The organism is Scleromatobacter humisilvae, from assembly GCF_023231945.1.
In the GTDB taxonomy this organism is placed as follows: Bacteria; Pseudomonadota; Gammaproteobacteria; order Burkholderiales; family Burkholderiaceae_C; genus Scleromatobacter; species Scleromatobacter humisilvae.
Window position 1 is genome coordinate 14,387 of the sequence record NZ_JAJLJH010000010.1, and the last position, 19,983, is coordinate 34,369.

Consider the following 19,983-nt stretch of genomic DNA (forward strand, 5'->3'; position numbering starts at 1 on the left):
CGGAGGCCTCCGTCGCGGGGATGGCCTCCAGTGTGCACCGCTTGTCGATGTGCCGGGTCAGGCCTTGAGCGCCGCGACGTCGAGCACCGCCTGCGCGAACTCGCGCGGCGCCTCCTGCGGCAGGTCGTGGCCGATGCCGCCCGTGATCACGCGGTAGTTGTACGGCCCCGTGAACTTCGCGCGGAACGCCGCGTCGCCCGTGAAGTGCGGCGCGCCGTTGGCGTCGCCCTCGAGCACGATCGTCGGCACCGCGATCGCCGGGCCGGCGGCGAGGCGGCGTTCGAGCTCGTCGTAACGCGCCTCGCCTTCGGCCAGGCTCTGGCGCCAGCGGTAGTTGTGGATCACGACGTCGACGTGGTCGGGGTTGTCGAACGACGCCGCGCTGCGGTCGAACTCGGCGTCGCTGAAGGCCCACTTCGGCGAAGCCGTCCTCCAGATCAGCTTGTTGAAGTCGTGCCGGTTCTTTTCGTAGCCGGCCCGGCCGTGCTCCGTCGCGAAGTAGAACTGATACCACCAGGCGTATTCGGCCGCCGGGGGCAGCGGCGCCCTGATCGCCTCGCGGTTGTTGATCAGGTAGCCGCTGACCGACACCAGCCCGACGACGCGCTCGGGGAACATCGCCGCGATGATGTCGGCCGTGCGCGCGCCCCAGTCGAACGCGCCGAAGACGGCCTTGCGGATCTGAAGCGCATCCATCAGCGCGAGGATGTCGAGCGCCACCGCGGCCTGCTGGCCGTTGCGCATCGTCGCCGCCGACAGGAAGCGCGTCGTGCCGTGCCCGCGCAGGTGCGGCACGATGACTCGATATCCCGCCGCGGCGAGGCGCGGCGCGACGTCGGCGAAGCTGTGGATGTCGTACGGCCAGCCGTGCAGCAGGATCGCGACGGGGCCGTCCGCGGGCCCCAGCTCCGCGTAGCCGACGTTCAGCAGGCCGGCATCGACCTGGCGCAGCGGCCCGAAGCCGGCCAGCGTGCCTGTCGGTGACGGCGCGGCCTGCGCCAGGGCCGTCGCGGGAAGCGCGAGCTGTGCCGCCGCGACGCCGAGGCCGAGGGCGGCGGTGCCGAGGAAGAGGCGGCGCGTGGGCTGGGGCAGCGGGGTCATGGCGGAACTCCTTGAAGCGATGACCGCATGGTGCGCCCGCGGACACGATCGAACAAGAGCAACTAAGATCACGCTTCGTTGCCTTGCGGGCAACGCCAACCTGACGGGGCACGAGATGCGCGAGATCAACCAGCAACGCCTGCGCTACTTCCGCGAAGTGCTCGCGCACGGCACGATCCGCGGCGCCGCCGACGCGCTCAACACGGCGCCGTCCGTGATCACGCGCCAGATCCGCCTGCTGGAGGACGAGCTCGACACGCGCCTGTTCGAGCGCGAGCCGCGCGGCGTGCGGCCGACCGAGGCCGCGGCGCACCTGCTCGAGTTCTGGCGCGACTACCGCGCGCACCAGGAGCAGCTCGAAGATCGCCTGCAGTCCCTGCGCGGCCTGCGGTCGGGCCAGGTGCGGCTGGCGATCAGCGAGGGCTTCGTCGACGTGCTGGTCGACCAGGTGCTGGCCGCGTTCTGCGCCAAGTTCCCCGGGCTCGACATCGCCGTCGACACGCTGTCGGCCGACGCCCTCGTGCGCGACGTCGCCGAAGGCCGCGCGCACATCGGCCTCGCGTACAACCCGCCGCCGCACGCCGCCATCGAGCGGCGCGCGAGCTGCCGCCAGCCCGTCGTGCTGATGGCGCGGCCGGATCATCCGCTCGTCGCGCGGGGCACACCGGCCAGGGTCGCCGACCTGCTCGCGCAGCCACTCGCGCTGATGCCGGGCTCGTTCGGCATCGGGCAGGCGGTCGACATGCTGGCGCACGCCGAGGGCGTCGACATCCGCCCCGCGCTCACCACCAACTCGCTGTCCGCGCTCAAGCGCATCGCGGCCACGGGCAACTTCGTCGCGCTGATCGGCGAGTTCGCGGCGCATCGCGAGGTCGCCGCCGGCGAGCTGGCGGTCGTGCCGGTCGACCACGCGCTGTTCCGCAACATCCATGCCCGCGTGCTGGTGCGCGCCGGCCGTCCGCTGGCGGCGGCGCCGAGCGAGTTGCTGGCGTGGATCCTGCGCGAGATGACGATGTTCAAGGCCGCGCGCAAGCCCCGCGCGCGCTGACGCTCGTCAGTTTCTGCGTGATCCTGAACGCGCCGACGAGGCCCCCGGCGCTGATGGCGATCGGGATCGCGAGCGGCCAGGACGGCTGCAGGATCAGCACGACGTCCGCGATCGCCAGCACGCCGAACGCGCCCGCCCAGACGACGGCGACGAGGCGGTTGAGCCGCAGGAACGCCGGCGTGTCCGCGCGCTCGGGCGTCACGCGGGCGCGCGCGATCGCCAGCGTGAACGGACGCCCCACGGCTGCGCCGGCCAGCACCAGCAGCATCAGGCTGCCGTCGACGACCAGCCGCACAAGGCCGACCGACCACGCGACGTCCGTCACGAGCGAGGCGCAAACCGCGAGCGCGCCGAACAGCAGCGCGGTGCCGGCCTCCAGCTCGTTGACCTCGCGCGCGCCGCGCAGCCGCCCGCGCACGAGCAGCGCGACGGCCACCGCGCAGCCGGCGCACAGTGCGGGCACGACGCCCAGCAGGTGTTCGCCGACGAGGAAGGCGACGAACGGCGAGAACGCGAGCAGCCAAGCCATGATCAGCGGCCTGCGGCGAAGACGTCGTCCATCCAGGCCGTGCACTCCTGCGCGAGGCGCAGGCGGTTGGCGACCTGCACGTGGCCGTCGGCGCCGCTGGCCGCGTCCAGCAGCACGAAGCGCTTGTTCGTCGAACGGATGCCCGCGTGCCACGCGTGCGCCTGCGCGGCGAACACCGGCGAGTCGCCGCTGCCGAGGATCGACAGGAAGGGCACGCTGACGCGCGACGGATCGGCCTTCATGCCGGCGGTGCGCGCGACGAGCTCGTCGAGGTTGGCCGCGCCGACCTTCCAGAACATCGTCTCGCGGCTGCGCAACGTGGCGGCCGTGGGCGGTTTCGCGCCGGGACGCGCGGCCGCGGCCAGGCCGGCCTGCACGGACAGCGCGAACAGCTGCGCCGGCTCGGGGAACGGCGTGCTGGCCATCACGGTGGCGAAGCGCGTGTCGTGACCCGCGGCGCGGGCGACGAAATAGCCGCCCAGGCTCAGGCCCAGCAGCGCGAGGCGACCGGGCCGCGCGCAGAATCGTTCGACGAGCAGGTCGGTCACCGCGGCGATCGGCTTCTCGGCCTCGACCGGCCAGTGCAGCCCTTGCGCCGCCGTGTTGCCCTGGCCGGGCAGGTCGGCGATCGCCACCGAGAAGCCGCGCTCGAGCAGGTTGCGGCCGACGGTCAGGAACAGGTCCTCGAAGCACGTGTCGGCGCCGCCGATCACCAGCACCACCGGCGCGTCGCGGTCGGCGTTCTGCAGGAACACGCCGGGCAGCGACGCGCCTTCCCATGGCACCTGGAAGAAGGTCGCGGGCAGCTGCAGCTCGTCCATCGCCCTGGCAAACGCGCGCTGGTGCTTCGCGTAGCTGGCGCCGAACGCCGCGCCGCGCGGCGACGCGAACTGCCACGACGAGCGATACGCCGCGAATGCCTTCAGGCGCGCCTCGCCGGCGTTGCGCCGCGCGCCGCGCGCGAGCCAGTCGTCGGCCTCGGCGTCCAGCAGCTCGCCCTGCGCGGCGAAGGCGCGCACCCAGCTGTCGCCGTCGCCGTCGACGATCCGCGAGGCGACGTGGAACGCCTGCCCGACATCGAGCCCGCCGGCGGGCCCCCAGCCGAGCGCGGCGACGAAGAACAGATCCATGTCCTCGTCGTCGAAGCGGTACTTCATGGCGAGGCGTTGGGCGGGCTTGGCGGCAGGGGCTTGTTGCATGGCTTCCTCTTGCAATATCGAGTCAGTGATGAAATCATATGAGTAAAGCTCATGTTCTGAAACTCACGTTCCACAGGCCTCGCAATGGCTCAAAAAGCATCGAAGAATCAACAGGTTGCGCGTCGCCAGCCGCGCCAGGAGCGGGCGCTGGAAAAGGTGGGGCTCATGTTGGAGGCCGCGACGCGCATCCTCGACAAGCAGGGCCTGGCGGGCCTGACCACCAACCGCGTCGCCGAGGTCGCGGGCGTCAGCATCGGCACCGTCTACCAATACTTCAACGACAAGTCCGAGCTGCTGGACGCGCTCGCCGAGCGCGAGGTGCAGGCGTTGTCGGACGCGGTGCTGGCCGCGTTGACCGGCCCCGCGCCGACCGAGGCCGGCGGCCGCGTGCGCGCCGTGGTGCGCGCGGTGCTGCAGGCCTACGGCGGCCGCACCGGCGTGCACAGGCTGCTGGTCGAGCACCTGCTCGCCACGCGCGGCGCGACACCGTTGCCCGGCATGCGTGAGGCGGTCGTCCAGATGATGAGCCAGGACGGCATCGTCGGCTTCGACCAACGCGTGCGCGCGCTCGCGCCGGCCGACGCGTTCGTGCTGACGCACTCGGTGGGCGGTGTCGTGCGCGCGCTGCTCGCCGCGCCGGACCGCTTCGACGGCGCGCAGCGCGAAGCGATCGAGGACGCTCTGGTGCGGCTGGTCGTGACGGTGATGGATCGCGACGACACGGCCGCTGCGCGGGACCGACGCGCAGCAGCCGTCGAGATGCCGTGATCAGATCGACGCGGCGTGCACGCGATTGCGCGCGTGGTCGACCTTGGCGCGCATGGCCTCGTCGGACGCGGCGATCATCAATGCCCGCAAGGTCCCGCCCGCGCCGCCGCTCGCCACGCCCACGGTGACGGTCATCACCGATGCCGTCTTCGATCCGGCATGGTCGATCGCCAGGGCCTGCACGCAGGCGCGCAGCCGCTCCGCCGCGACGCGCGACTCTTCATGCCCCGCCCCGGCCAGCACGACGACCAGTTCCTCGCCGCCCTTGCGAAACACCAGGTCCGCGTCGCGCGAGCATCCGCGGACGGCCGCGGCAACGCGGCGCAGCGCCTCGTCGCCGGCGGCGTCGCCATGCAGGTGGTTGTAGTCGCCGAAATGGTCGATGTCGATGAAGGCGACCGCCGCCGCGGCGAAGCGCGGATCCGATCCGTCGACGACGACGTCGAGCACCTCGTCGAGCGCGAGGCGGTTGCGCAGGCCGGTCAACGCGTCGGTGCGCGCGTCGTCGCGCAACGCTCGATTGCGCTCCTGGAGCTCCACGATGATCGAGGCAAGTTCGCGCCGGGCGGTCACGATCTTGCGCGTGTCGTCGTCGAACACGACGGCGCCATCGCGGCCTCGCGCCTTCGCGGCGTACATGGCGACATCCACCGCCTTCAGGAGCTCGTCGTTCGTGGGCGCCGGAAAGGTCGCGAGGCCGACAGACATCGTCAGGTTCTCGACGGCGTGTTGACCGCAGACGATGGGCGCGCGCAACAGCTCCGCGCAACGGACGATCCTGCGCCGCGCCTCGGCCATGTCCACCCCCGGCAGCAGCACGAAGAACTCGTCGCCCCCGACCCGCGCTGCCCAGGCGGGACTGCCGAATTCGGCTCGAAGCCGATCGGCGACGGCCTGAAGGACCTCGTCGCCCGTCGCGTGCCCGTGGCGATCGTTGATCTGCTTGAAATGATCGACATCGATCATCGCCGCCACGCCGGTGACGCCTGCGGCGCGCGCTTCCCGAAGACGCTCCCCCATCACGTGGCGGTTCGGCAGCCCGGTGAGTCCATCGACGAATGCGCGCCGCACGCGTTCGTCATCGAACGATTCGCGTCGTCCAAACAGCCTCGCCCACAACCTGTCCAGCATTCCGTTGCCTCCCCGCCGCGATTGTCGCCGCAGGCCCGAAAGCGCGCCGCACGCGATCCCGGAGACGCCGTGAGGTTCGCCTGGGCCTGTCGGCCGCGCTTCAAGGACTAAACTCGATCGCCCAGGAGGCCCGATGTCCCTGCTTCGCCGCCAGTTCCTCTCGCTGTTCGCCAGCACGTCGACGCTCGCCATGCGCACCGCCCAAGCCGATTCGCCGCCGCCCGCCATGCCGCACGTGCCCTGGTCGCGCCAGGCCGCGATCTACGAGCTCAACGTCCGCCAGCACACGGCCGACGGCACGCTGAAGGCTGCGGCGGCCGACCTGCCGCGCCTCAAGGGCATGGGCGTCGACATCGTCTGGCTGATGCCGATCCAGCCGATCGGCGTCGTGAATCGCAAGGGCACGCTGGGCAGCTACTACTCGATCCGCGACTACGTGGCCGTCAACCCGGAATTCGGCACGCTGGCCGACGCGCGCGCGTTCGTGCAGGCGGCGCACGCGCAGGGCATGAGGGTCATCCTCGACTGGGTGGCCAACCACACGGCGTTCGACCATCCATGGACGCGCGATCACAAGGACTGGTACAAGCTCGACGCGCACGGCGAGATCTTCCCCGTCACGTTCAACGCGGGCTCGCCGAACGAGGAGCACTGGTCGGACGTCACCGCGCTGAACTACGACGCGCCCGCGCTGCGCGACGCGATGATCGCGGCGATGCAGTTCTGGCTGCGCGAGACCGATCTCGACGGCTTCCGATGCGACGTCGCGAGCCTGGTGCCGACGCCGTTCTGGGAGCGCGCGCGGCGCGAGCTCGACGCGGTCAAGCCGATGTTCATGCTGGCCGAGTCCGACGCCGTCGACCTGCATCGCAGCGCGTTCGACATGACCTACAGCTGGGACCTGGCGCGACTGTTCCACGAGATCGGCCAGGGCAAGGCCGGCGCCGCGGAGCTGCGCGCATGGGCCGCGAAGGAGCCGCACGGCTTCCCGCCCTCGGCCTACCGCATGCGCTTCACGACCAACCACGACTTCAACTCGTGGAACGGCACCGACGCCGAGCTCTATGGCGACAACTACTTGCCGCTGGCGGTCCTCACGTTCACGCTGCCCGGCATGCCGCTGATCTACGGCGGCCAGGAGGCGCGGCTGACGAAGCGCCTCGAGTTCTTCGAGAAGGACGCCGTCGACTGGAAGACGCGCGAGCTGCAGCCGTTCTACACGCGGCTGCTCGCGTTGAAGCACGCGCATCCGGCGCTGGCCAACGGCCAGTACGGCGGCGCGATGACGATGCTCGATGTCGGCAACGAGCGGCTGTTCGCGTTCAGGCGCGCGCTCGGCGCGGACAGCGTCAGCGTCGTCGTCAACGTGACCGCGTCGGAACAGGCGCTGCGCCTGGGCGCCGACGACCGCAAGCTGCCGGCGCACGGCTGGCTGGTCGAACCGGCATGAGCACGGTCGCGCCGATCGACGTGCGCGAGCTCGACCTCGACGCGTATCGCCGGCGCATCGGCTTCGCGGGCGCGCTCGCGCCAACGCGCGATTGCCTCGAGCGCCTGATCCTCGATCACGCCACCGCGATCCCGTTCGACAACATCGAGGTGCTCGCGCGCCGCGTGCCCAGGCTCGACGTCGCCGGCCTTCAGGACAAGATGGTGCGCCAGCGCCGCGGCGGCTACTGCTTCGAGCAGAACACGCTGTTCCGCGCCGTGCTGCAGGCCGTCGGCTTCGACGTGCAACCGATGGAGGCGCGCATTCGCTCGGGCGTCGCGGCCGACGTGGTGACGGCGCGCACGCATCTGGCCACGCGCGTCGTGCTCGATGGCGTCGCGCACATGGTGGACGTCGGCTGCAGCACCGTCGCCCCGCTCGCGCCGCTGGTGCTCGCCCGCCGCGACACGCAGGCCGCGGGCAGCGGCTTCTACCGCTTCGTCGATGTCGGCGACGAGCTGCTGCTGCAGACGCTGGCCGCGGGCGTCTGGACCGACTGCTACCAGCTGATGCCCACCGCGCCGCACGCGATCGATGGCGAGATGGGCAACTGGTTCGTCGCGACGCATCCGAAGTCGATGCTGGCCCACAACCTGCTGCTGGGCCGCGCGATCGAGGGCGGCCGCCTGCGCCTGTTCAACCGGCGGCTGTCGGCGTTCCAGCCGCAGCACGCCGCACCGGTCGAACGCGAGCTGCACGCGCGTGCGGAGTTCGCCGACGTGCTCGCCGACGGCTTCGGCCTGGACGTCGCGTCGGCCGATCTCGACGCGGTGATGGCGGCCCTCGACAAGCTGCCGGCGTGACGCGATGGAGCTCGTCGAGCGCGACGCCGCCCTGCTGACGTTCGAGCGCCAGCTCGCGGCGGCGCGGCTGGGCGGCGGCCACGTGCTGCTGGTCAGCGGCGAGGCCGGCATCGGCAAGACGACGCTGCTCAAGGCCTTTGCCGAACGGCGCGGCGACGCGGCGTTGTGGTGGGGCGCGTGCGACTCGCTCGAGACGCCGCATCCGCTCGCGCCGCTGCACGACATCGCCCGCGGCACCGACGCCGCCTTCCGCGCGCTGCTGCAGCCGGGCCAGGCGCGCGCCGAGCTGTTCGAGGCGGTGCTGACGACGCTGCAGCGCAGCCGGCAGCCGGTGCTCGCCGTCTTCGAGGACGTGCACTGGGCCGACGACGCCACGCTGGACCTGCTGAAGTTCCTCGGCCGCCGCATCGACCGCGTGCCCTGCCTGCTGGTGCTGTCGTGGCGCGACGACGAGGTGTCGGCGGCGCATCCGCTGCGCCGCCTGCTGGGCGAACTGTCGTCCAGCCTGGTCACGCGGCTCGCGCTGGAGCCGTTGTCGCCCGCCGCCGTCGCGCGGCTCGCGAGCGCGGCGATGCGATCGGCCAGCGGCCTGCATGCGCTCACGCGCGGCAACCCGTTGTTCGTGAGCGAACTGCTGCGACACGGTGCCGACGGCGTGCCGCATGGCGTGCAGGACCTGGTGCTCGCGCGTTTCGCGCGTCTCGGTGCGGAGGCGCAAGCCGTCGTGCGGCTGGCGTCGACCGTGCCCACGCGCATCGAGGGCGCCCTGATCGAAGCGCTGCTGGCGCCGCCCGCGGCGGTGCTCGACGAGTGCCTGAACTGCGGCCTGCTCAACGCGGCCGACGATAGCTATTTCTTCCGCCACGAACTGGTGCGCGTGGCGATCGAGGCGTCGCTGTCGCCGCCGGTCGCGCGCGCGCTGCACGCCGACGTGCTGCGCGCGCTCGAGCGGCCGGGCCACGCCGCCGTCTCGCTCGCGCGGCGCGTGCATCACGCCGTGCGCGCGGGCGACGCGCGCGCGGTGGCCAGGCTCGCGCCGGAGGCGGCCGCCCAGGCGCTGCAGCGCGGCGCGCACGCCGAGGCGGCGGCGCACTACCGCACCGCGCTGGAACATGGCGAGCCGGGCGACGCCGTCGGCGACTGGCTCGCCGCCTGCGCACGCGAGTGCCGTCTCACGAACCGGCTCGACGACGCGATCGCCGCGCACGGCCAGCTGTCCGACTGGCATCGGACCCATCCCGACCCGCGCCGCGAGGCCGTCAACCTGAGCGGGCTCGCGCTGGCCCAGGTGCTCGCGCTGCGCAACGCCGAGGCCGACGCGGCCAGCCTGCGCGCCATCGCGATGCTGGAGGCACTGCCGCCCGGGCCCGAGCTGGCTCGCGCCTACCGCGTCGAGGCGCAGCTGCGCATGCTCAATCGCGATTGCGAGGCGGCCGTCGCATGGGCCGGCAAGGCCATCACGCTGGCCGAGCGCTTCGGCGAGCGCGAGATCCTCGCCGAGGCGGTCGGCACGCTGGGCACCGCGACGCTGTTCCTCGACTACGACGCCGGCTGCGCGCACCTGCAGCGCGCGCTCGGTCTCGCGCTGGCGGACGGCCTGCACGGCCTGGCCGCGAACACGCACAGCAACCTCGGCTCCGGCTCGGGCGAGGTCTGGCGGCTGCGCGAGGCGCAAGAGCACCTGAAAGCCGCGATTGCGTTCTCGCAGCAGCACGAGATCGACTTCTACCGCCAGTATTCCGTCGCCTGGCTGGCGCTGTGCGAACTGCACCTGGGCCAGTGGGACGACGCGCGCGAGCACGCGCTCGACATCGTCGCGCAGGCCGCGTCGCCCAGCACCAGCCGCGTGATGGCGCTGGCCGCGCTGGGCCGGCTGCAGGCGCGCCGCGGCGAGCCCGAGGCCGCGGCGACGCTGGCCGCCGCGCTCGAGCTGGCCCTGGCCAGCGGCACGCTGCAACGCGTCGCGCCCGTGCGCTGCGCGCGCGCGGAGGCCGCCTGGCTGCGCGGCGACATGGCGGGCGTGGTCGCCGAGGCCCGATCCGCGCTGGCCCAGGCCCAGGCGCATCGCCATCCGTGGTTCAGCGGCGAGCTGGCCCAGTGGCTGCGCCGCGCGGGCGTCCCGGTCGACGTTCCCGCCGCCTGCGCCGAGCCGCACGCGCTGCTGATGCGCGGCCAGTGGCGCGCGGCCGCCGACGCCTGGGCCGCGATCGGCGCGCCATTCGAGCAGGCGCTGGCGCTGTCCGAAGGCGACGACGCGGCGCGCCTCGAGGCCCTTGCGATGCTGGACGACCTCGGCGCCCAGGCCGCCGCGGACCCGCTGCGCAAGTCGCTGCGCGTCGCCGGCGTGCGCGGCATCCCGCGCGGCGCCCGCGCCTCGACGCAGACCAATCCGCACCAGCTCACCGACCGCGAGCGCGAGGTGCTCGAGCTGCTGTGCGGCGGACTGCGCAACTCCGAGATCGCCGAGCGCCTGTGCCGCTCGGTGCGCACGGTCGACCACCACGTCGCGGCATCCTTCGCGAAGCTGGGCGTCAACACGCGCGCCGAGGCCATCGCCGTCGCGGAGCGCACCGGCATCGCCCCCAAGAATAGGTAGCCGCGGCGCGCAATCTGGGCAGGCTCGCCGTTGCCGCGTCAAGTGCGGCGGCGTAGTCTCGATGCCACGGTCAAGACCGACCGCACCCATCAACCCAGGAGTCCGCCATGCCCCGCTTCCTCGTCGAACGCACCTTCCCCGATGGCCTGCACATCCCCGTCGACGCGCAGGGCGCGGACGTCTGCATGAGCGTCGTCGGCACCAACGCGAAGAGCGGCGTCACGTGGGTCCATTCGTACGTGACGCAGGACCTGAAGAAGACGTTCTGCATCTACGACGCGCCCACGCCCGACGCGATCCGCGAGACCGCCCGCAACAACAACCTGCCGATCGACTCGATCACGGCGGTGAGCGTGCTGGATCCGTACTTCTATCGCGGATGAGACATCGGTCGGGCGACTACTTCGTCGCGCTGCCCGCGCGGCGCGCGGCCAGGTAGCGCGCGACGTCGTCGAAGCTCACGCGGCCCGCATGCGCGGTGTCGATCGCGTCGAAGTGGTTGGCGATCCAGCCGAAGCCGCCGGCCTGCGCCTCCGCGCGCGACAGCGTGCCGCGGTGCGCGGTGTCGGCCGCGTCGAAGCTGGCGTGCAGGTGGGCCAGGGCGTCGGAATCCAGTGCCGCGCCGACCGACGCCGGACGGACGCGTCCCTCGGCCTGCGCCGCCTGCTGCGCGGCCGCCGGCGGCCTGCCGGGATCGAGGAAGGGCCCGGCCTGCGCGGACGCGGCGGCGAGCAGCGCGAGGATGGCGAGGACGTTGCGCATCAGGGAGCTCCCGTCGCCGAGGCGTAGAACGCGGCCAGCTCGGCCTTCATCAACGGGCGCGAGCCGTCGTCGAGGTAGGTCATGTGGCCGCCCGGATGGAAATGCAGCGTGACCGGCGCGCCCGTGCCCAGGCGCGCGACGTCCAGCTCGGTCTGGTGGAACGGCGTGATCAGGTCGTGCTCGCCGCCGATGAACAACACCTTCAGCGACGGATCGAGCAGGAGGGCGCTGCTCAGGTCGGGCACGACGTCGGGCAGCGCGTGGCTGCCGTGCGCGAAGTTCCAGTCGTTGATGGTGGCGTCGTTCGACACCAGGTAGGTCGACGGATTCGTGTAGCCGAGCGTCGGCAGCAAGGACTTGATCGCGGACACGAAGCCGGGCGCGACGAAGGTGTCCGAAGGCTCGTCGTCGGCGTCGAGCGGGGAGCCCACCGCCGCCGACACCCGGCCGTCGTACACGCCCAGCGTGGTGCCGGCGATCAGGTGGTGGCGGAAGGTGTCGTAGTCCATGTCGAACTGCGTGTCCCACTGCGCCGTTGGCAGGCCGGTGAAGGCGACGAGCGCCGCGATGTGGCCGGCGGGCGGCAGCGTGGCGCTCGCGAGCCAGGTGGCGGCGTCGGGCGCGTAGGTGGAGTCGGCGTAGCTGCGGACGGTGGCGAGGTCGGCCTGCAGGTCGGCGGTCGCGCCCGTCGCCAGGTGGTACCACTCGCCGACCGCGGCATAACTCGGGAGGAAGCCCGCGCAGTTGACGGTGGGCTTGCCGCCCACCACCGAGCAGTTGCTGTTGTAGTCGACGATGGAGGACTGTTCGACCACGCCGTTGACGCGCCGCCCGGCGGTCTCGAGCAGGCGCGCGAGCACCGGCACGCGCGTGGTGCCGTACGACTCGCCGTACAGGAACAGCGGCGAGGCCGTGCGGCCGTTGACCGCGAGCCAGCGCTGGACGAAGTCGCGCAGCACGCCGGCGTCGGCGTCGACGCCCCAGTAGGTCTGGTTGGTGTGCGGCGCGATCGCCTCCGACAGCCCGGTGCCGACCGCGTCGACGAACACGAGGTCGGTCGTGTCGATCAGGCTGTCCGCGTTGTCGACGTACGGGAAGGGCACGGTCTGCGTGGTGGCCGGCACGCCGGTGACCAGGCGCTTGGGCGCGAACGAGCCCAGGTGCAGCCAGATCGTGGCCGAGCCCGGTCCGCCGTTGAAGAAGAACGTGACGGGCCGCGTCGCCGCCGCGGCGCCGTCGGCCGTGTAGGCGACGTAGAAGATCGAGGCCTCGGGCGCCTGGCTCGTCGCATCCAGCGCCGACAGGTGGCCCACGGTCGCGGTGTAGGCGATGGCCGTGCCGTCGAGCGTCAGCGAGGCGTGCGTCGTGGCGGTGGTCTCGTTGGGGGACGACAGCGACGCCGACGCGGTCCCCGAGTACTGGTTCGGATCGAGGAACGGGTTCGTGACGGGGCCGCTGCCACCGCTGCCACCGCCACCACCGCCGCAGGCCGCGAGCGCGGCGAACAGCGCGAGCGCGGCCACGCCGCGGGCGTCTCGCAGGACGGACTGGATCGTGGACATCGATTCCTTTCGCACCCGCCGCGGTGTCGTCGAGCTGCCACCGCGGCCTTCGCTTGGTCGTGGAACCATTGTGGCGCATCGCGGCGAACGCTCCGGGACGGCGCGGTTCCGCCCGCTTTTCCGGCCTCCGCCGTCATGCCGGCTGACTATGCTCGATGGCTTCGCCCCAACTTCTCCGGAGCCGCCCGATGACCTTCGCCCTCGCCCGCCCCTGGCTCGTCGCCGCCCTCGCCGTCGCCGGCCTGTCCGTCGCGGGCCCCGCCGCGGCCGTCGAGGCCTACGTGGCCACCGGCTTCCCGTACGCGCTGGTGGGCATCGCCCAGCCGATCAACAGCGCGTTCGCCGTGCGCGCGGACTTCGGCTCGATCGCCCATCACAACTACAGCGGCACGACCGCCGACAACGACTTCAAGGGCAACATCGACTACAAGCGCGGCGCGCTGCTGGGCGACTGGTTCGTCCTGAACGGAGGCTTTCGCCTCAGCGCCGGCGCCACCTTCAACCAGGCCAAGGCGACGATGACGGCGTCCTCGCACGACGGCAAGATCTCTCTCGGCGGCGTGCAGTACGACGCGCCCTCGTCGCTTTACTACGTGCAGTCCGACCTGTCGTTCCCGAAGGCCGCGCCCTACCTCGGGCTGGGCTGGGGACACCACCAGAGCACGCCGGGCCTGTCGTTCAACCTCGACCTCGGCGCGTCCATCGGCACCGCCAAGGCGACGCCGCTGAAGGCCTCGCCGGCACTGGCCAGCGAGCTGGCGCTCGACTCGCAGGGCGCGAGCGACCTGCAGCAGGAGAACCGCGACTTCCAGGACGAGGTCCACAAGTTCAAGGCGATCCCGCAGCTGACGATCGGCCTCGGCTACCGCTTCTGAGCGGCCTCGCGCGCGAGCCGCGCGTCGAGTTCCTCCGCGAGCGCCTTCATCACGTGGCGCGCGCTCGACTCGTTGGTGGCGCAGACCACGTCGTGGACGTCGCACGCGCGCACCAGGGCGTTGATGTCGGGCTCGTGCGGCTGCGGCGTCATCGGGTCGCGCAGGAAGATCACCGCGTCGACCCGGCCTTCGGCCAGGCGCGCGCCGATCTGCAGGTCGCCGCCCAGCGGGCCGCTCAGAAGCCGCTCCACCTCGATGCCGGCCTCGGCGATCAGGCGCGAGCCCGTGGTGCCGGTGGCCATCACGTGGCAACGCGATAGAAACGGCGCGAAGTCCCGCGCCAGCGTGACCATCAGGTCCTTCTTGGCGTCGTGCGCGATCAGGGCGATGTGCATCGCGCGATCATAAGCACCGCGGGTTACGGCGTCCCATCAATCGCATGCCCCATCACGAGGCGTGGAATCGCCGGACGCGGCCGCCACTCGCAACAAAACGTATACGGCACAAACGACAAAGCGTGGGTCGAGCCCACGCTTTGCGGTAGCGTTTGCAGCAAACCAGGCCGGCGAGCCCGCGGGTCGCGGGCCGCCGGGCCGGGATCAGCTCAGGGACGAGTCGCCCTTGGGCGAGGTGTTGGCGGCGTTCGCGGCGTTGCGCGACGCGTTGTTGGCGTGGCGCTTGGAGCCGGCCGCACGCGCCTCTTCCGACGTGAACTGGTGCGCATTGCCGCTGGCATGCGCCGCGCGGCCACCCTGGCTGGCGATCTCGCGCTGGCGCTCGCGATCCATGCCGGCGAAACCGCGACCGCCGCTCGGCTGGCCACCCTGCTGGCCTTGTGCGCCAGCCTGGTTTTGCTGGTCATGACGGCCGGTTTGATCGTGTTGGGAAGTCATTGCTGGTACTCCGAAAGGTTTGGTCCGCCGCCCCATGCGACAGGATTTATCGGACCCGTTAGCGCCAGGAGCACCCAGGTCACGCCCGACAGGGGCAACGCACATACCTCCCCCGGGCACTTCCCCCTAAGGTCGAGCTGCAAACCCGCTTGAAATGGACGCAACGCACCATCGCGGCGCATTTCTCGCGACACCGCGCGGTGCCGGCCACACACTCGCGAAGCGGCCGTCTTTGCCGAAAATCAGCCGGCCAGCGGCGGCCCGAAGCGCACGTCGGGCTTGGGCGCGCGGGCGTAGAGCCCCTGCACGCGCGGGATGTTGGCCGCGATCACGCGCAGCCGGTCCGGATTGGACGGATGATCCGACAGGAAGGCGGGCGGCGCGCCGCGGCTGGCCGCTTCCATCTTGCGCCACAGCGAGATCGCCGCCTGCGGCTGGTAGCCCGCGCGCGCCGCGAGCTCCAGGCCGATCAGGTCGGCCTCGGTCTCGTCGTCGCGGCTGTACTTGAGCGACAGCAACTGCCCGCCCATGCCAGCCACCTGGCGGCTCGCGTTGCTCCATCCGAACAGGCCCGCCAGCAGCGCGATCGTGCCCTGCGTGGCCACTTGCTTGCCGATCTGCGCGCGGCCGTGCTCGCGCAGCGCGTGGGTCATCTCGTGGCCCATCACCATCGCGACCTCGTCGTCGGACAGCTGCAGCTTGCTCAGGATGCCCCAGTAGAACGCGATCTTGCCGCCCGGCATGCAGAACGCGTTGACCTGCGGCGAGTTGATCAGGTTGACCTCCCACTGCCAGCCGATCGCGCGCTCGTTCCACATGCCGGCGAACGGCCGCAGGCGCGTCGAGATCATCACGAGCCGGCGCAGCTGCACGTTCTCGGGCGTGGCCAGGCGATGTTCGGCGCGCGCCTGCGCCAGCATGTCGCGATAGCCACGCGCGGCCTCGGCCTCGATCTGGGCGGCCGGCACCAGCGACTCGAAGTTCGAGCGCGGGCCGACCTGCACGCCCTCGCGCTGCGCCAGGGCGGCCGTGGCGGGCAGCACCAGCAGCGCGCCGGCGGCGGCCGTCGTGAGCAGCCGGCGGCGGCCGGCGTCGATGGGGGGAGGCGTGTTCAAGGTCGGAGGGGACGGTTCGCTCTCGCAGATGACTGCGATCCCGCGCGATTCAAGAGGTTCAGCGGCGCGCGTCCAGCGCGTCGATCGGTTTCCACAAGGCCTTGAGCCACACCAGGGACGGCACGCCCATCGCGATGGCCACCAGGAAGAACGCCGGCCAGCCGATCGCCTCGGCCAGCACGCCCGCCAGCGGGCCGATCCAGACGCGGCCGACCGACTGGAACGCCGACAGCAGCGCGAACTGCGTGGCGCTGAAGCGCTGGTTGGTCAGGCTCATGAGGAACGCGAGGAAGGCCGCGGTGCCCATGCCGCTGGCCAGGTTCTCACTGGCCACTGCCATCAGCAGGCCGCCGTCCACCAGCGTCGGATGCACCAGCTTGACGAAGCCGAAGTCGAACGCGGGGATCGTCAACCCCGGCAGCTGGCCCTTGCCGTGCACCGCGAGCCACCAGAACGCGAGGCTGCTGGACATCTGCAGCAGCCCGAACAGCAGCAGCGACCACACCAGCCGCAGCCGCAGCATGATCAGGCCGCCCAGCAGCGCGCCGAACACCGTCAGCAGCAGGCCGATCAGCTTGTTGACGACGCCGACCTCCGCCGGCCCGAACGCCATGCCCTTGAGCAGGAAGGGCGTGAGCAGCGACAGCTGGAACGCGTCGGTCAGCTTGTAGAACACGATGAAGCCGAGAAAGCTCCAGGCGCGCGGCTGGCTGAAGTAGGACTCGAGGCCGGACAGCAGCGTCTCGAAGCGGGCACGCCGGGCCGCGAAGCCGGCCAGCGGCAGCGTCACCGCGAGCCCGAGCAGCAGCGCGAGCAGGTCGATCCACTTGGCCTGCAGCGAGCCCTTGGCCACGGCGTCGCCGAACCAGGGCGACAGCAGCCAGCCGGCGATCGCGCCGCCGAAGCGCTGCGTCAGCCAGACGCCCACGCCCACGGCCACCAGCACCGCGAGGAAGCCGACGAGGTCCTGCCGGATCGGCCCGCGCGACGCGTCGCGCACGCGCGCGGGCGGTTGCGCGAGGCGCGGCAGCGCCAACGCGGAGAAGACGGCGAGCCCGGCCATGATCGCTGCCATCAGCCGGTAGACGGCGGGCCAGGTCATGCCGATGCCGTCGACGCTGTCCGTCCAGATCAGGGCGACGCCGCCGGACAGGATCATCGCGAGGCGATAGCCCATCACCGCCAGCGACGCGCCGATGCCGCGCTCGCGCGCGGGCAGCAGGTCGACGCGGTAAGCATCGACGACGATGTCCTGCGACGCGCTGACGAACGCTACGCCCACGCCGAGTGCGGCGAACAGCGGCAGCGCGACTTTCGGCGAGATGTCGGCCAGCACGAACAGCGCGAGCGCCAGCAGCGCCTGCGTGAAGACGATCCAGCCGCGCCGGCGTCCGAGCAGCGGCAGGTCGACGCGATCCATCAGCGGCGCCCACAGGAACTTGAACGTGTACGGGATGCCGATCAGCGTGAGGAAGCCGATCGCCGCGAAGTCGAGCCCGTCCATCGTGAGCCAGGCCTGCATCGCCAGGCCGGTCAGCGCGAGCGGCAGGCCGGAGGCGAAGCCGAGCACGAGGACGGCAAAGGCGCGGTGGAGCGCGGCCAGCGGGCTCGCGCCGGTCGGTTCGGGGGCGGTCATCGGGCTATTGTCGTCGGAGCGGTCCGCAGGTCGCGGCGACGTTCAATGCGCCGCCACCTTGGCGGCGAGCTGGCGCTGCTCCACGTCGACGGCGTCGGCTTCGTCGTACGTCGCCGGGCAGACGGCGGCCGCCTCCTCGAGCAGGTGGCCCGCGGCCCCGTCCTGGCCGCGGGCCAGGCGCAGTTCCGCGCTGTAGTAGTCCGCTTCGCATCGCTGGCCCTTGCGCAGCCGGTCGGTCGGCGCGGCGTCCGCTTCGGCCAGCGCAGCCTCGAGCGTCGATTGGCCCTGCATGAGCGTGACCAGCGTGTCGACCCACGCATGCGGTGCGTGCGCCGGCACGAGCCGGGCGAGCTCGGCGCCCGCGGCTGCCTCATCCGCCGGACGCGCCCGCATTCGCACGACGAACAGCCGGAGCGAGGCGTAGGGGCTGGCGCCCGGCTCGACGGCTCGCTCGCGATAGGCGTCGACCAGTTGCGCGAACGGGCCGTCGTCCCGCTGCAGGCGCGCGAGCCTGACTGCTATCAGAAAGTCGGGGTCGATGGCCAGCGCGCGCTTGTACTCGCTGATGGCACCGGCGATGTCGTGCTTGTGCTCGAGGACGTCGGCGAGCGTGCTGTGCCCGTCGGCGATGCTGGCTTTCGAGACGCTGGTCTCGATGGCCCGGTTCGCGTCGGCGAAGGCCTGGTCCAGTTGGCCCAGCGACACTTCCGCGCCCGCTCGCCAGTTCCATCCGGCCGAATAGTCCGGCGCCAAGCGCACCACGGCATCGAACTGCGCCCGCGCACGCTCGAACTCGTGTACCTCGATCAGCATCTGGCCGTATTGCAGATGCGTGGGCACGTCGTCCGGCGCGAACTGCAGCGCGCGGTCGAAGTCCTTCTCCGCGCGGTCGTACTGGCGCTGCTCCTGGTAGATCGTCGCTCGCCGGAAATAGCCGATGCCCTGCGTGGGATCGAGTTGCAATGCGCGGTCCAGATCGGCCAGCGCGGCCGCCACCTGACCGTGATCGGCGTGGTATCGCGCCCAGCCACGATCGAACAAGGCGTCGGAGTCCGTGGGGTCGATGTCGAGCGCCTCGCTGGCCGCAACGATCGCCTCGGCCGGCCGCCGCACCTGGATCAGCGCCCCGGCACGAATGACCAGCGCGATCTCGCGCAATCGGCGATCGAACGTGGAATCGGCGAGCAAAGGTTCGCTGTCCGCGAGCATCGCGGGAAAGTCCGCCAGCTGATCGTCCGCCTGCAGGCGCAGGAAGCGCGCGCCGATGGCCGTGGGATGCCCTGCCAGGATGACATCCAGGCGCCGGCGCTTTTCGTCCAGCGACTGGCCGTTGAAATCCTTCAGTTCCTCCGCGCTCATGCCGGTGTCCCCCAAGGGCACCCGATCGTCCGCAGGATCCGGCTGCCCGGCCTGCAGGTCGGCGGCCCCAGACGGGCCGCTCGCGGCCAGCACCGCGGCCAGCAGCCAGGCTCCCCAAGCCGAAGTGCGGCGAGTTCTCATGATGTCCTCCCGAGACGGATCGTCGTCCGACCAGGCATTGTCGTCGTCGCGATCGCCGCACGTTCCTTATGCGTTTCATACGCGACCGCGCCAACACTGGAGGCCAACCAACCGCAAAGAAATCGAGGTTCGACCATGTTTCCCGTCATCGCTCTCATCCTGGTCGCGCTGCTGTCCGGCCTGCGCATCGCGCAGGAGTACCAGCGCGGCGTCATCCTGCGCCTCGGCCGCTACGTCGGCCTGCGCGGGCCCGGCCTGTACTGGATCATTCCCTTCGGCATCGAGCGCGCGACGACGATCGACGTCCGCACGCTGACCGTCTCGGCCGAGCAGCAGGAGACCATCACGCGCGACAGCGTCACGATCAAGGTCAACGCCGTGCTGTGGTACCGCATCGTCGACGCGGCGCGCTCGGTGATCGAGGTCGCGGACGCGCACGCCGCCGTCTACCAGCTCGCGCTGACCGGCCTGCGCAACATCATCGGCCAGCACGACCTCGACGAAGTGCTGCAGCAGCGCGACAAGATCAACGAGTTGCTTCGCGACAGCATCGCCGCCTCCACCGAAGTCTGGGGACTCGAGGTCCAGCGCTTCGAGATGAAGGACGTCGAGCTCCCCGCCGCGATGCAGCAGGTGATGGCGATGCAGGCCGAGGCGATCCGCGAGAAGCGCGCGCGCCTGATCAAGGCGGAAGCCGAGTCCGAGGCATCGATCAAGCTGTCCGCGGCCGCCGCGCAGATGATGCAGAACCCGGCGGCGCTGGAGCTGCGGCGCATGCAGATGATCTCCGAGGTCGGTGCGGAGAACAACAGCACCACCGTGCTGATGATTCCGTCGGACTTCGTGTCGCTGGCGCAGACGTTGAACCAGGTGCTCGGCCAGCAGGGGCGGGGCTCGACGTCGGCTGCAGCCTGATCGCCAGCCCGATCGGACGGTGAATCGTCGCGGCGTCCTGCGCGCGATCAGCCGGCCGAGT

General features: G+C 71.4%; 19 protein-coding genes. 8 read left to right on the forward strand and 11 right to left on the reverse strand.

Going from position 1 to position 19,983, the window contains the following annotated elements; genetic code table 11:
- Nucleotides 1–57: 57 nt before the first annotated feature.
- Entirely contained in the window at nt 58–1,101 is a 1,044-nt protein-coding gene (locus LPC04_RS23560) for an alpha/beta fold hydrolase (RefSeq protein WP_275684754.1), read from the reverse strand.
- Between the two features lie 115 nt (nt 1,102–1,216).
- Here LPC04_RS23560 and LPC04_RS23565 point away from each other — a divergent pair, with 115 nt between their 5' ends.
- Nucleotides 1,217–2,149: a LysR family transcriptional regulator gene (locus LPC04_RS23565; RefSeq protein ID WP_275684755.1), complete on the forward strand. Its 933-nt coding sequence runs from the start codon at nt 1,217–1,219 to the stop codon at nt 2,147–2,149.
- On the opposite strand, the gene LPC04_RS23570 is transcribed toward LPC04_RS23565, so the two are convergent.
- Together LPC04_RS23570 and LPC04_RS23575 are read right to left on the reverse strand one after the other, a co-directional pair.
- Complete coding sequence (locus LPC04_RS23570; RefSeq protein ID WP_275684756.1) at nt 2,118–2,678, reverse strand: hypothetical protein; 561 nt, start codon at nt 2,676–2,678, stop codon at nt 2,118–2,120. The genes LPC04_RS23565 and LPC04_RS23570 overlap by 32 nt on opposite strands.
- A 2-nt stretch (nt 2,679–2,680) precedes the next feature.
- Nucleotides 2,681–3,877 (reverse strand): alpha/beta fold hydrolase, encoded by a 1,197-nt coding sequence (locus tag LPC04_RS23575; RefSeq protein ID WP_275684757.1) that lies wholly within the window; start codon nt 3,875–3,877, stop codon nt 2,681–2,683.
- 165 nt (nt 3,878–4,042) lie between these two features.
- Here LPC04_RS23575 and LPC04_RS23580 point away from each other — a divergent pair, with 165 nt between their 5' ends.
- Nucleotides 4,043–4,645, forward strand: coding sequence for a TetR/AcrR family transcriptional regulator (locus LPC04_RS23580; protein WP_275684758.1), 603 nt, complete (start codon nt 4,043–4,045; stop codon nt 4,643–4,645).
- Here the strand turns inward: LPC04_RS23580 and LPC04_RS23585 are convergent, their stop codons facing one another.
- On the reverse strand, nt 4,646–5,776 hold the full coding sequence (locus tag LPC04_RS23585; RefSeq protein ID WP_275684759.1) for a diguanylate cyclase domain-containing protein: 1,131 nt from the start codon (nt 5,774–5,776) through the stop codon (nt 4,646–4,648).
- A 133-nt stretch (nt 5,777–5,909) separates the two neighbouring features.
- Between LPC04_RS23585 and LPC04_RS23590 the strand changes: the two genes are divergently transcribed.
- The 4 genes from LPC04_RS23590 (at nt 5,910) to LPC04_RS23605 (ending at nt 11,047) form a co-directional block, all read left to right on the forward strand.
- Entirely contained in the window at nt 5,910–7,226 is a 1,317-nt protein-coding gene (locus LPC04_RS23590; RefSeq protein WP_275684760.1) for an alpha-amylase family glycosyl hydrolase, read from the forward strand.
- Nucleotides 7,223–8,068: an arylamine N-acetyltransferase family protein gene (locus LPC04_RS23595; RefSeq protein WP_275684761.1), complete on the forward strand. Its 846-nt coding sequence runs from the start codon at nt 7,223–7,225 to the stop codon at nt 8,066–8,068. The genes LPC04_RS23590 and LPC04_RS23595 overlap by 4 nt, the downstream gene beginning before the upstream one ends.
- 4 nt (nt 8,069–8,072) lie before the next feature.
- Nucleotides 8,073–10,664, forward strand: coding sequence for an ATP-binding protein (locus tag LPC04_RS23600; protein ID WP_275684762.1), 2,592 nt, complete (start codon nt 8,073–8,075; stop codon nt 10,662–10,664).
- Between the two features lie 107 nt (nt 10,665–10,771).
- Nucleotides 10,772–11,047 carry a DUF4242 domain-containing protein gene (locus tag LPC04_RS23605; RefSeq protein WP_275684763.1) on the forward strand — a complete coding sequence of 92 codons (276 nt, stop codon included), beginning with the start codon at nt 10,772–10,774 and terminating at the stop codon, nt 11,045–11,047.
- 16 nt (nt 11,048–11,063) lie between these two features.
- On the opposite strand, the gene LPC04_RS23610 is transcribed toward LPC04_RS23605, so the two are convergent.
- The gene (locus tag LPC04_RS23610; RefSeq protein WP_275684764.1) at nt 11,064–11,426 is read right to left on the reverse strand and encodes an EF-hand domain-containing protein; all 363 of its coding nucleotides are present in this window, start codon (nt 11,424–11,426) and stop codon (nt 11,064–11,066) included.
- Nucleotides 11,426–12,988 (reverse strand): S10 family serine carboxypeptidase-like protein, encoded by a 1,563-nt coding sequence (locus LPC04_RS23615; RefSeq protein ID WP_275684765.1) that lies wholly within the window; start codon nt 12,986–12,988, stop codon nt 11,426–11,428. Before LPC04_RS23615 ends, LPC04_RS23610 begins: the two co-directional genes overlap by 1 nt.
- A 188-nt stretch (nt 12,989–13,176) precedes the next feature.
- Here LPC04_RS23615 and LPC04_RS23620 point away from each other — a divergent pair, with 188 nt between their 5' ends.
- Nucleotides 13,177–13,863 (forward strand): hypothetical protein, encoded by a 687-nt coding sequence (locus LPC04_RS23620; protein ID WP_275684766.1) that lies wholly within the window; start codon nt 13,177–13,179, stop codon nt 13,861–13,863.
- Here LPC04_RS23620 and LPC04_RS23625 read toward each other — a convergent pair.
- From LPC04_RS23625 to LPC04_RS23645, 5 genes are all read right to left on the reverse strand, one after another.
- Nucleotides 13,851–14,258, reverse strand: a complete 408-nt coding sequence (locus tag LPC04_RS23625) for a methylglyoxal synthase (protein ID WP_275684767.1) — start codon at nt 14,256–14,258, stop codon at nt 13,851–13,853. The genes LPC04_RS23620 and LPC04_RS23625 overlap by 13 nt on opposite strands.
- Nucleotides 14,259–14,462: 204 nt before the next feature.
- Nucleotides 14,463–14,756 carry a KGG domain-containing protein gene (locus LPC04_RS23630; protein ID WP_275684768.1) on the reverse strand — a complete coding sequence of 98 codons (294 nt, stop codon included), beginning with the start codon at nt 14,754–14,756 and terminating at the stop codon, nt 14,463–14,465.
- 242 nt (nt 14,757–14,998) lie between these two features.
- Entirely contained in the window at nt 14,999–15,871 is an 873-nt protein-coding gene (locus tag LPC04_RS23635; RefSeq protein WP_275684769.1) for a M48 family metallopeptidase, read from the reverse strand.
- Between the two features lie 58 nt (nt 15,872–15,929).
- On the reverse strand, nt 15,930–17,507 hold the full coding sequence (locus LPC04_RS23640; protein ID WP_275684770.1) for an AmpG family muropeptide MFS transporter: 1,578 nt from the start codon (nt 17,505–17,507) through the stop codon (nt 15,930–15,932).
- Nucleotides 17,508–17,549: 42 nt separating this feature from the next.
- Entirely contained in the window at nt 17,550–19,007 is a 1,458-nt protein-coding gene (locus LPC04_RS23645; RefSeq protein ID WP_275684771.1) for a tetratricopeptide repeat protein, read from the reverse strand.
- Nucleotides 19,008–19,142: 135 nt separating this feature from the next.
- On the opposite strand from LPC04_RS23645, the gene LPC04_RS23650 reads away from it, so the two are divergent.
- The gene (locus LPC04_RS23650) at nt 19,143–19,922 is read left to right on the forward strand and encodes an SPFH domain-containing protein (RefSeq protein WP_275684772.1); all 780 of its coding nucleotides are present in this window, start codon (nt 19,143–19,145) and stop codon (nt 19,920–19,922) included.
- Nucleotides 19,923–19,983 lie beyond the last annotated feature (61 nt).

Coding starts and splice junctions, on each gene's coding strand:
- LPC04_RS23630 (WP_275684768.1), bottom strand. CDS start 14,756: ATGACTTCCCAACACGATCAAACCGGCCGTCATGACCAGCAAAACCAG.
- LPC04_RS23615 (WP_275684765.1), bottom strand. CDS start 12,988: ATGTCCACGATCCAGTCCGTCCTGCGAGACGCCCGCGGCGTGGCCGCG.
- LPC04_RS23640 (WP_275684770.1), bottom strand. CDS start 17,507: ATGACCGCCCCCGAACCGACCGGCGCGAGCCCGCTGGCCGCGCTCCAC.
- LPC04_RS23600 (WP_275684762.1), top strand. CDS start 8,073: ATGGAGCTCGTCGAGCGCGACGCCGCCCTGCTGACGTTCGAGCGCCAG.
- LPC04_RS23610 (WP_275684764.1), bottom strand. CDS start 11,426: ATGCGCAACGTCCTCGCCATCCTCGCGCTGCTCGCCGCCGCGTCCGCG.
- LPC04_RS23625 (WP_275684767.1), bottom strand. CDS start 14,258: ATGCACATCGCCCTGATCGCGCACGACGCCAAGAAGGACCTGATGGTC.
- LPC04_RS23585 (WP_275684759.1), bottom strand. CDS start 5,776: ATGCTGGACAGGTTGTGGGCGAGGCTGTTTGGACGACGCGAATCGTTC.
- LPC04_RS23565 (WP_275684755.1), top strand. CDS start 1,217: ATGCGCGAGATCAACCAGCAACGCCTGCGCTACTTCCGCGAAGTGCTC.
- LPC04_RS23590 (WP_275684760.1), top strand. CDS start 5,910: ATGTCCCTGCTTCGCCGCCAGTTCCTCTCGCTGTTCGCCAGCACGTCG.
- LPC04_RS23620 (WP_275684766.1), top strand. CDS start 13,177: ATGACCTTCGCCCTCGCCCGCCCCTGGCTCGTCGCCGCCCTCGCCGTC.
- LPC04_RS23595 (WP_275684761.1), top strand. CDS start 7,223: ATGAGCACGGTCGCGCCGATCGACGTGCGCGAGCTCGACCTCGACGCG.
- LPC04_RS23645 (WP_275684771.1), bottom strand. CDS start 19,007: ATGAGAACTCGCCGCACTTCGGCTTGGGGAGCCTGGCTGCTGGCCGCG.
- LPC04_RS23605 (WP_275684763.1), top strand. CDS start 10,772: ATGCCCCGCTTCCTCGTCGAACGCACCTTCCCCGATGGCCTGCACATC.
- LPC04_RS23570 (WP_275684756.1), bottom strand. CDS start 2,678: ATGGCTTGGCTGCTCGCGTTCTCGCCGTTCGTCGCCTTCCTCGTCGGC.
- LPC04_RS23650 (WP_275684772.1), top strand. CDS start 19,143: ATGTTTCCCGTCATCGCTCTCATCCTGGTCGCGCTGCTGTCCGGCCTG.
- LPC04_RS23575 (WP_275684757.1), bottom strand. CDS start 3,877: ATGCAACAAGCCCCTGCCGCCAAGCCCGCCCAACGCCTCGCCATGAAG.
- LPC04_RS23580 (WP_275684758.1), top strand. CDS start 4,043: ATGTTGGAGGCCGCGACGCGCATCCTCGACAAGCAGGGCCTGGCGGGC.
- LPC04_RS23560 (WP_275684754.1), bottom strand. CDS start 1,101: ATGACCCCGCTGCCCCAGCCCACGCGCCGCCTCTTCCTCGGCACCGCC.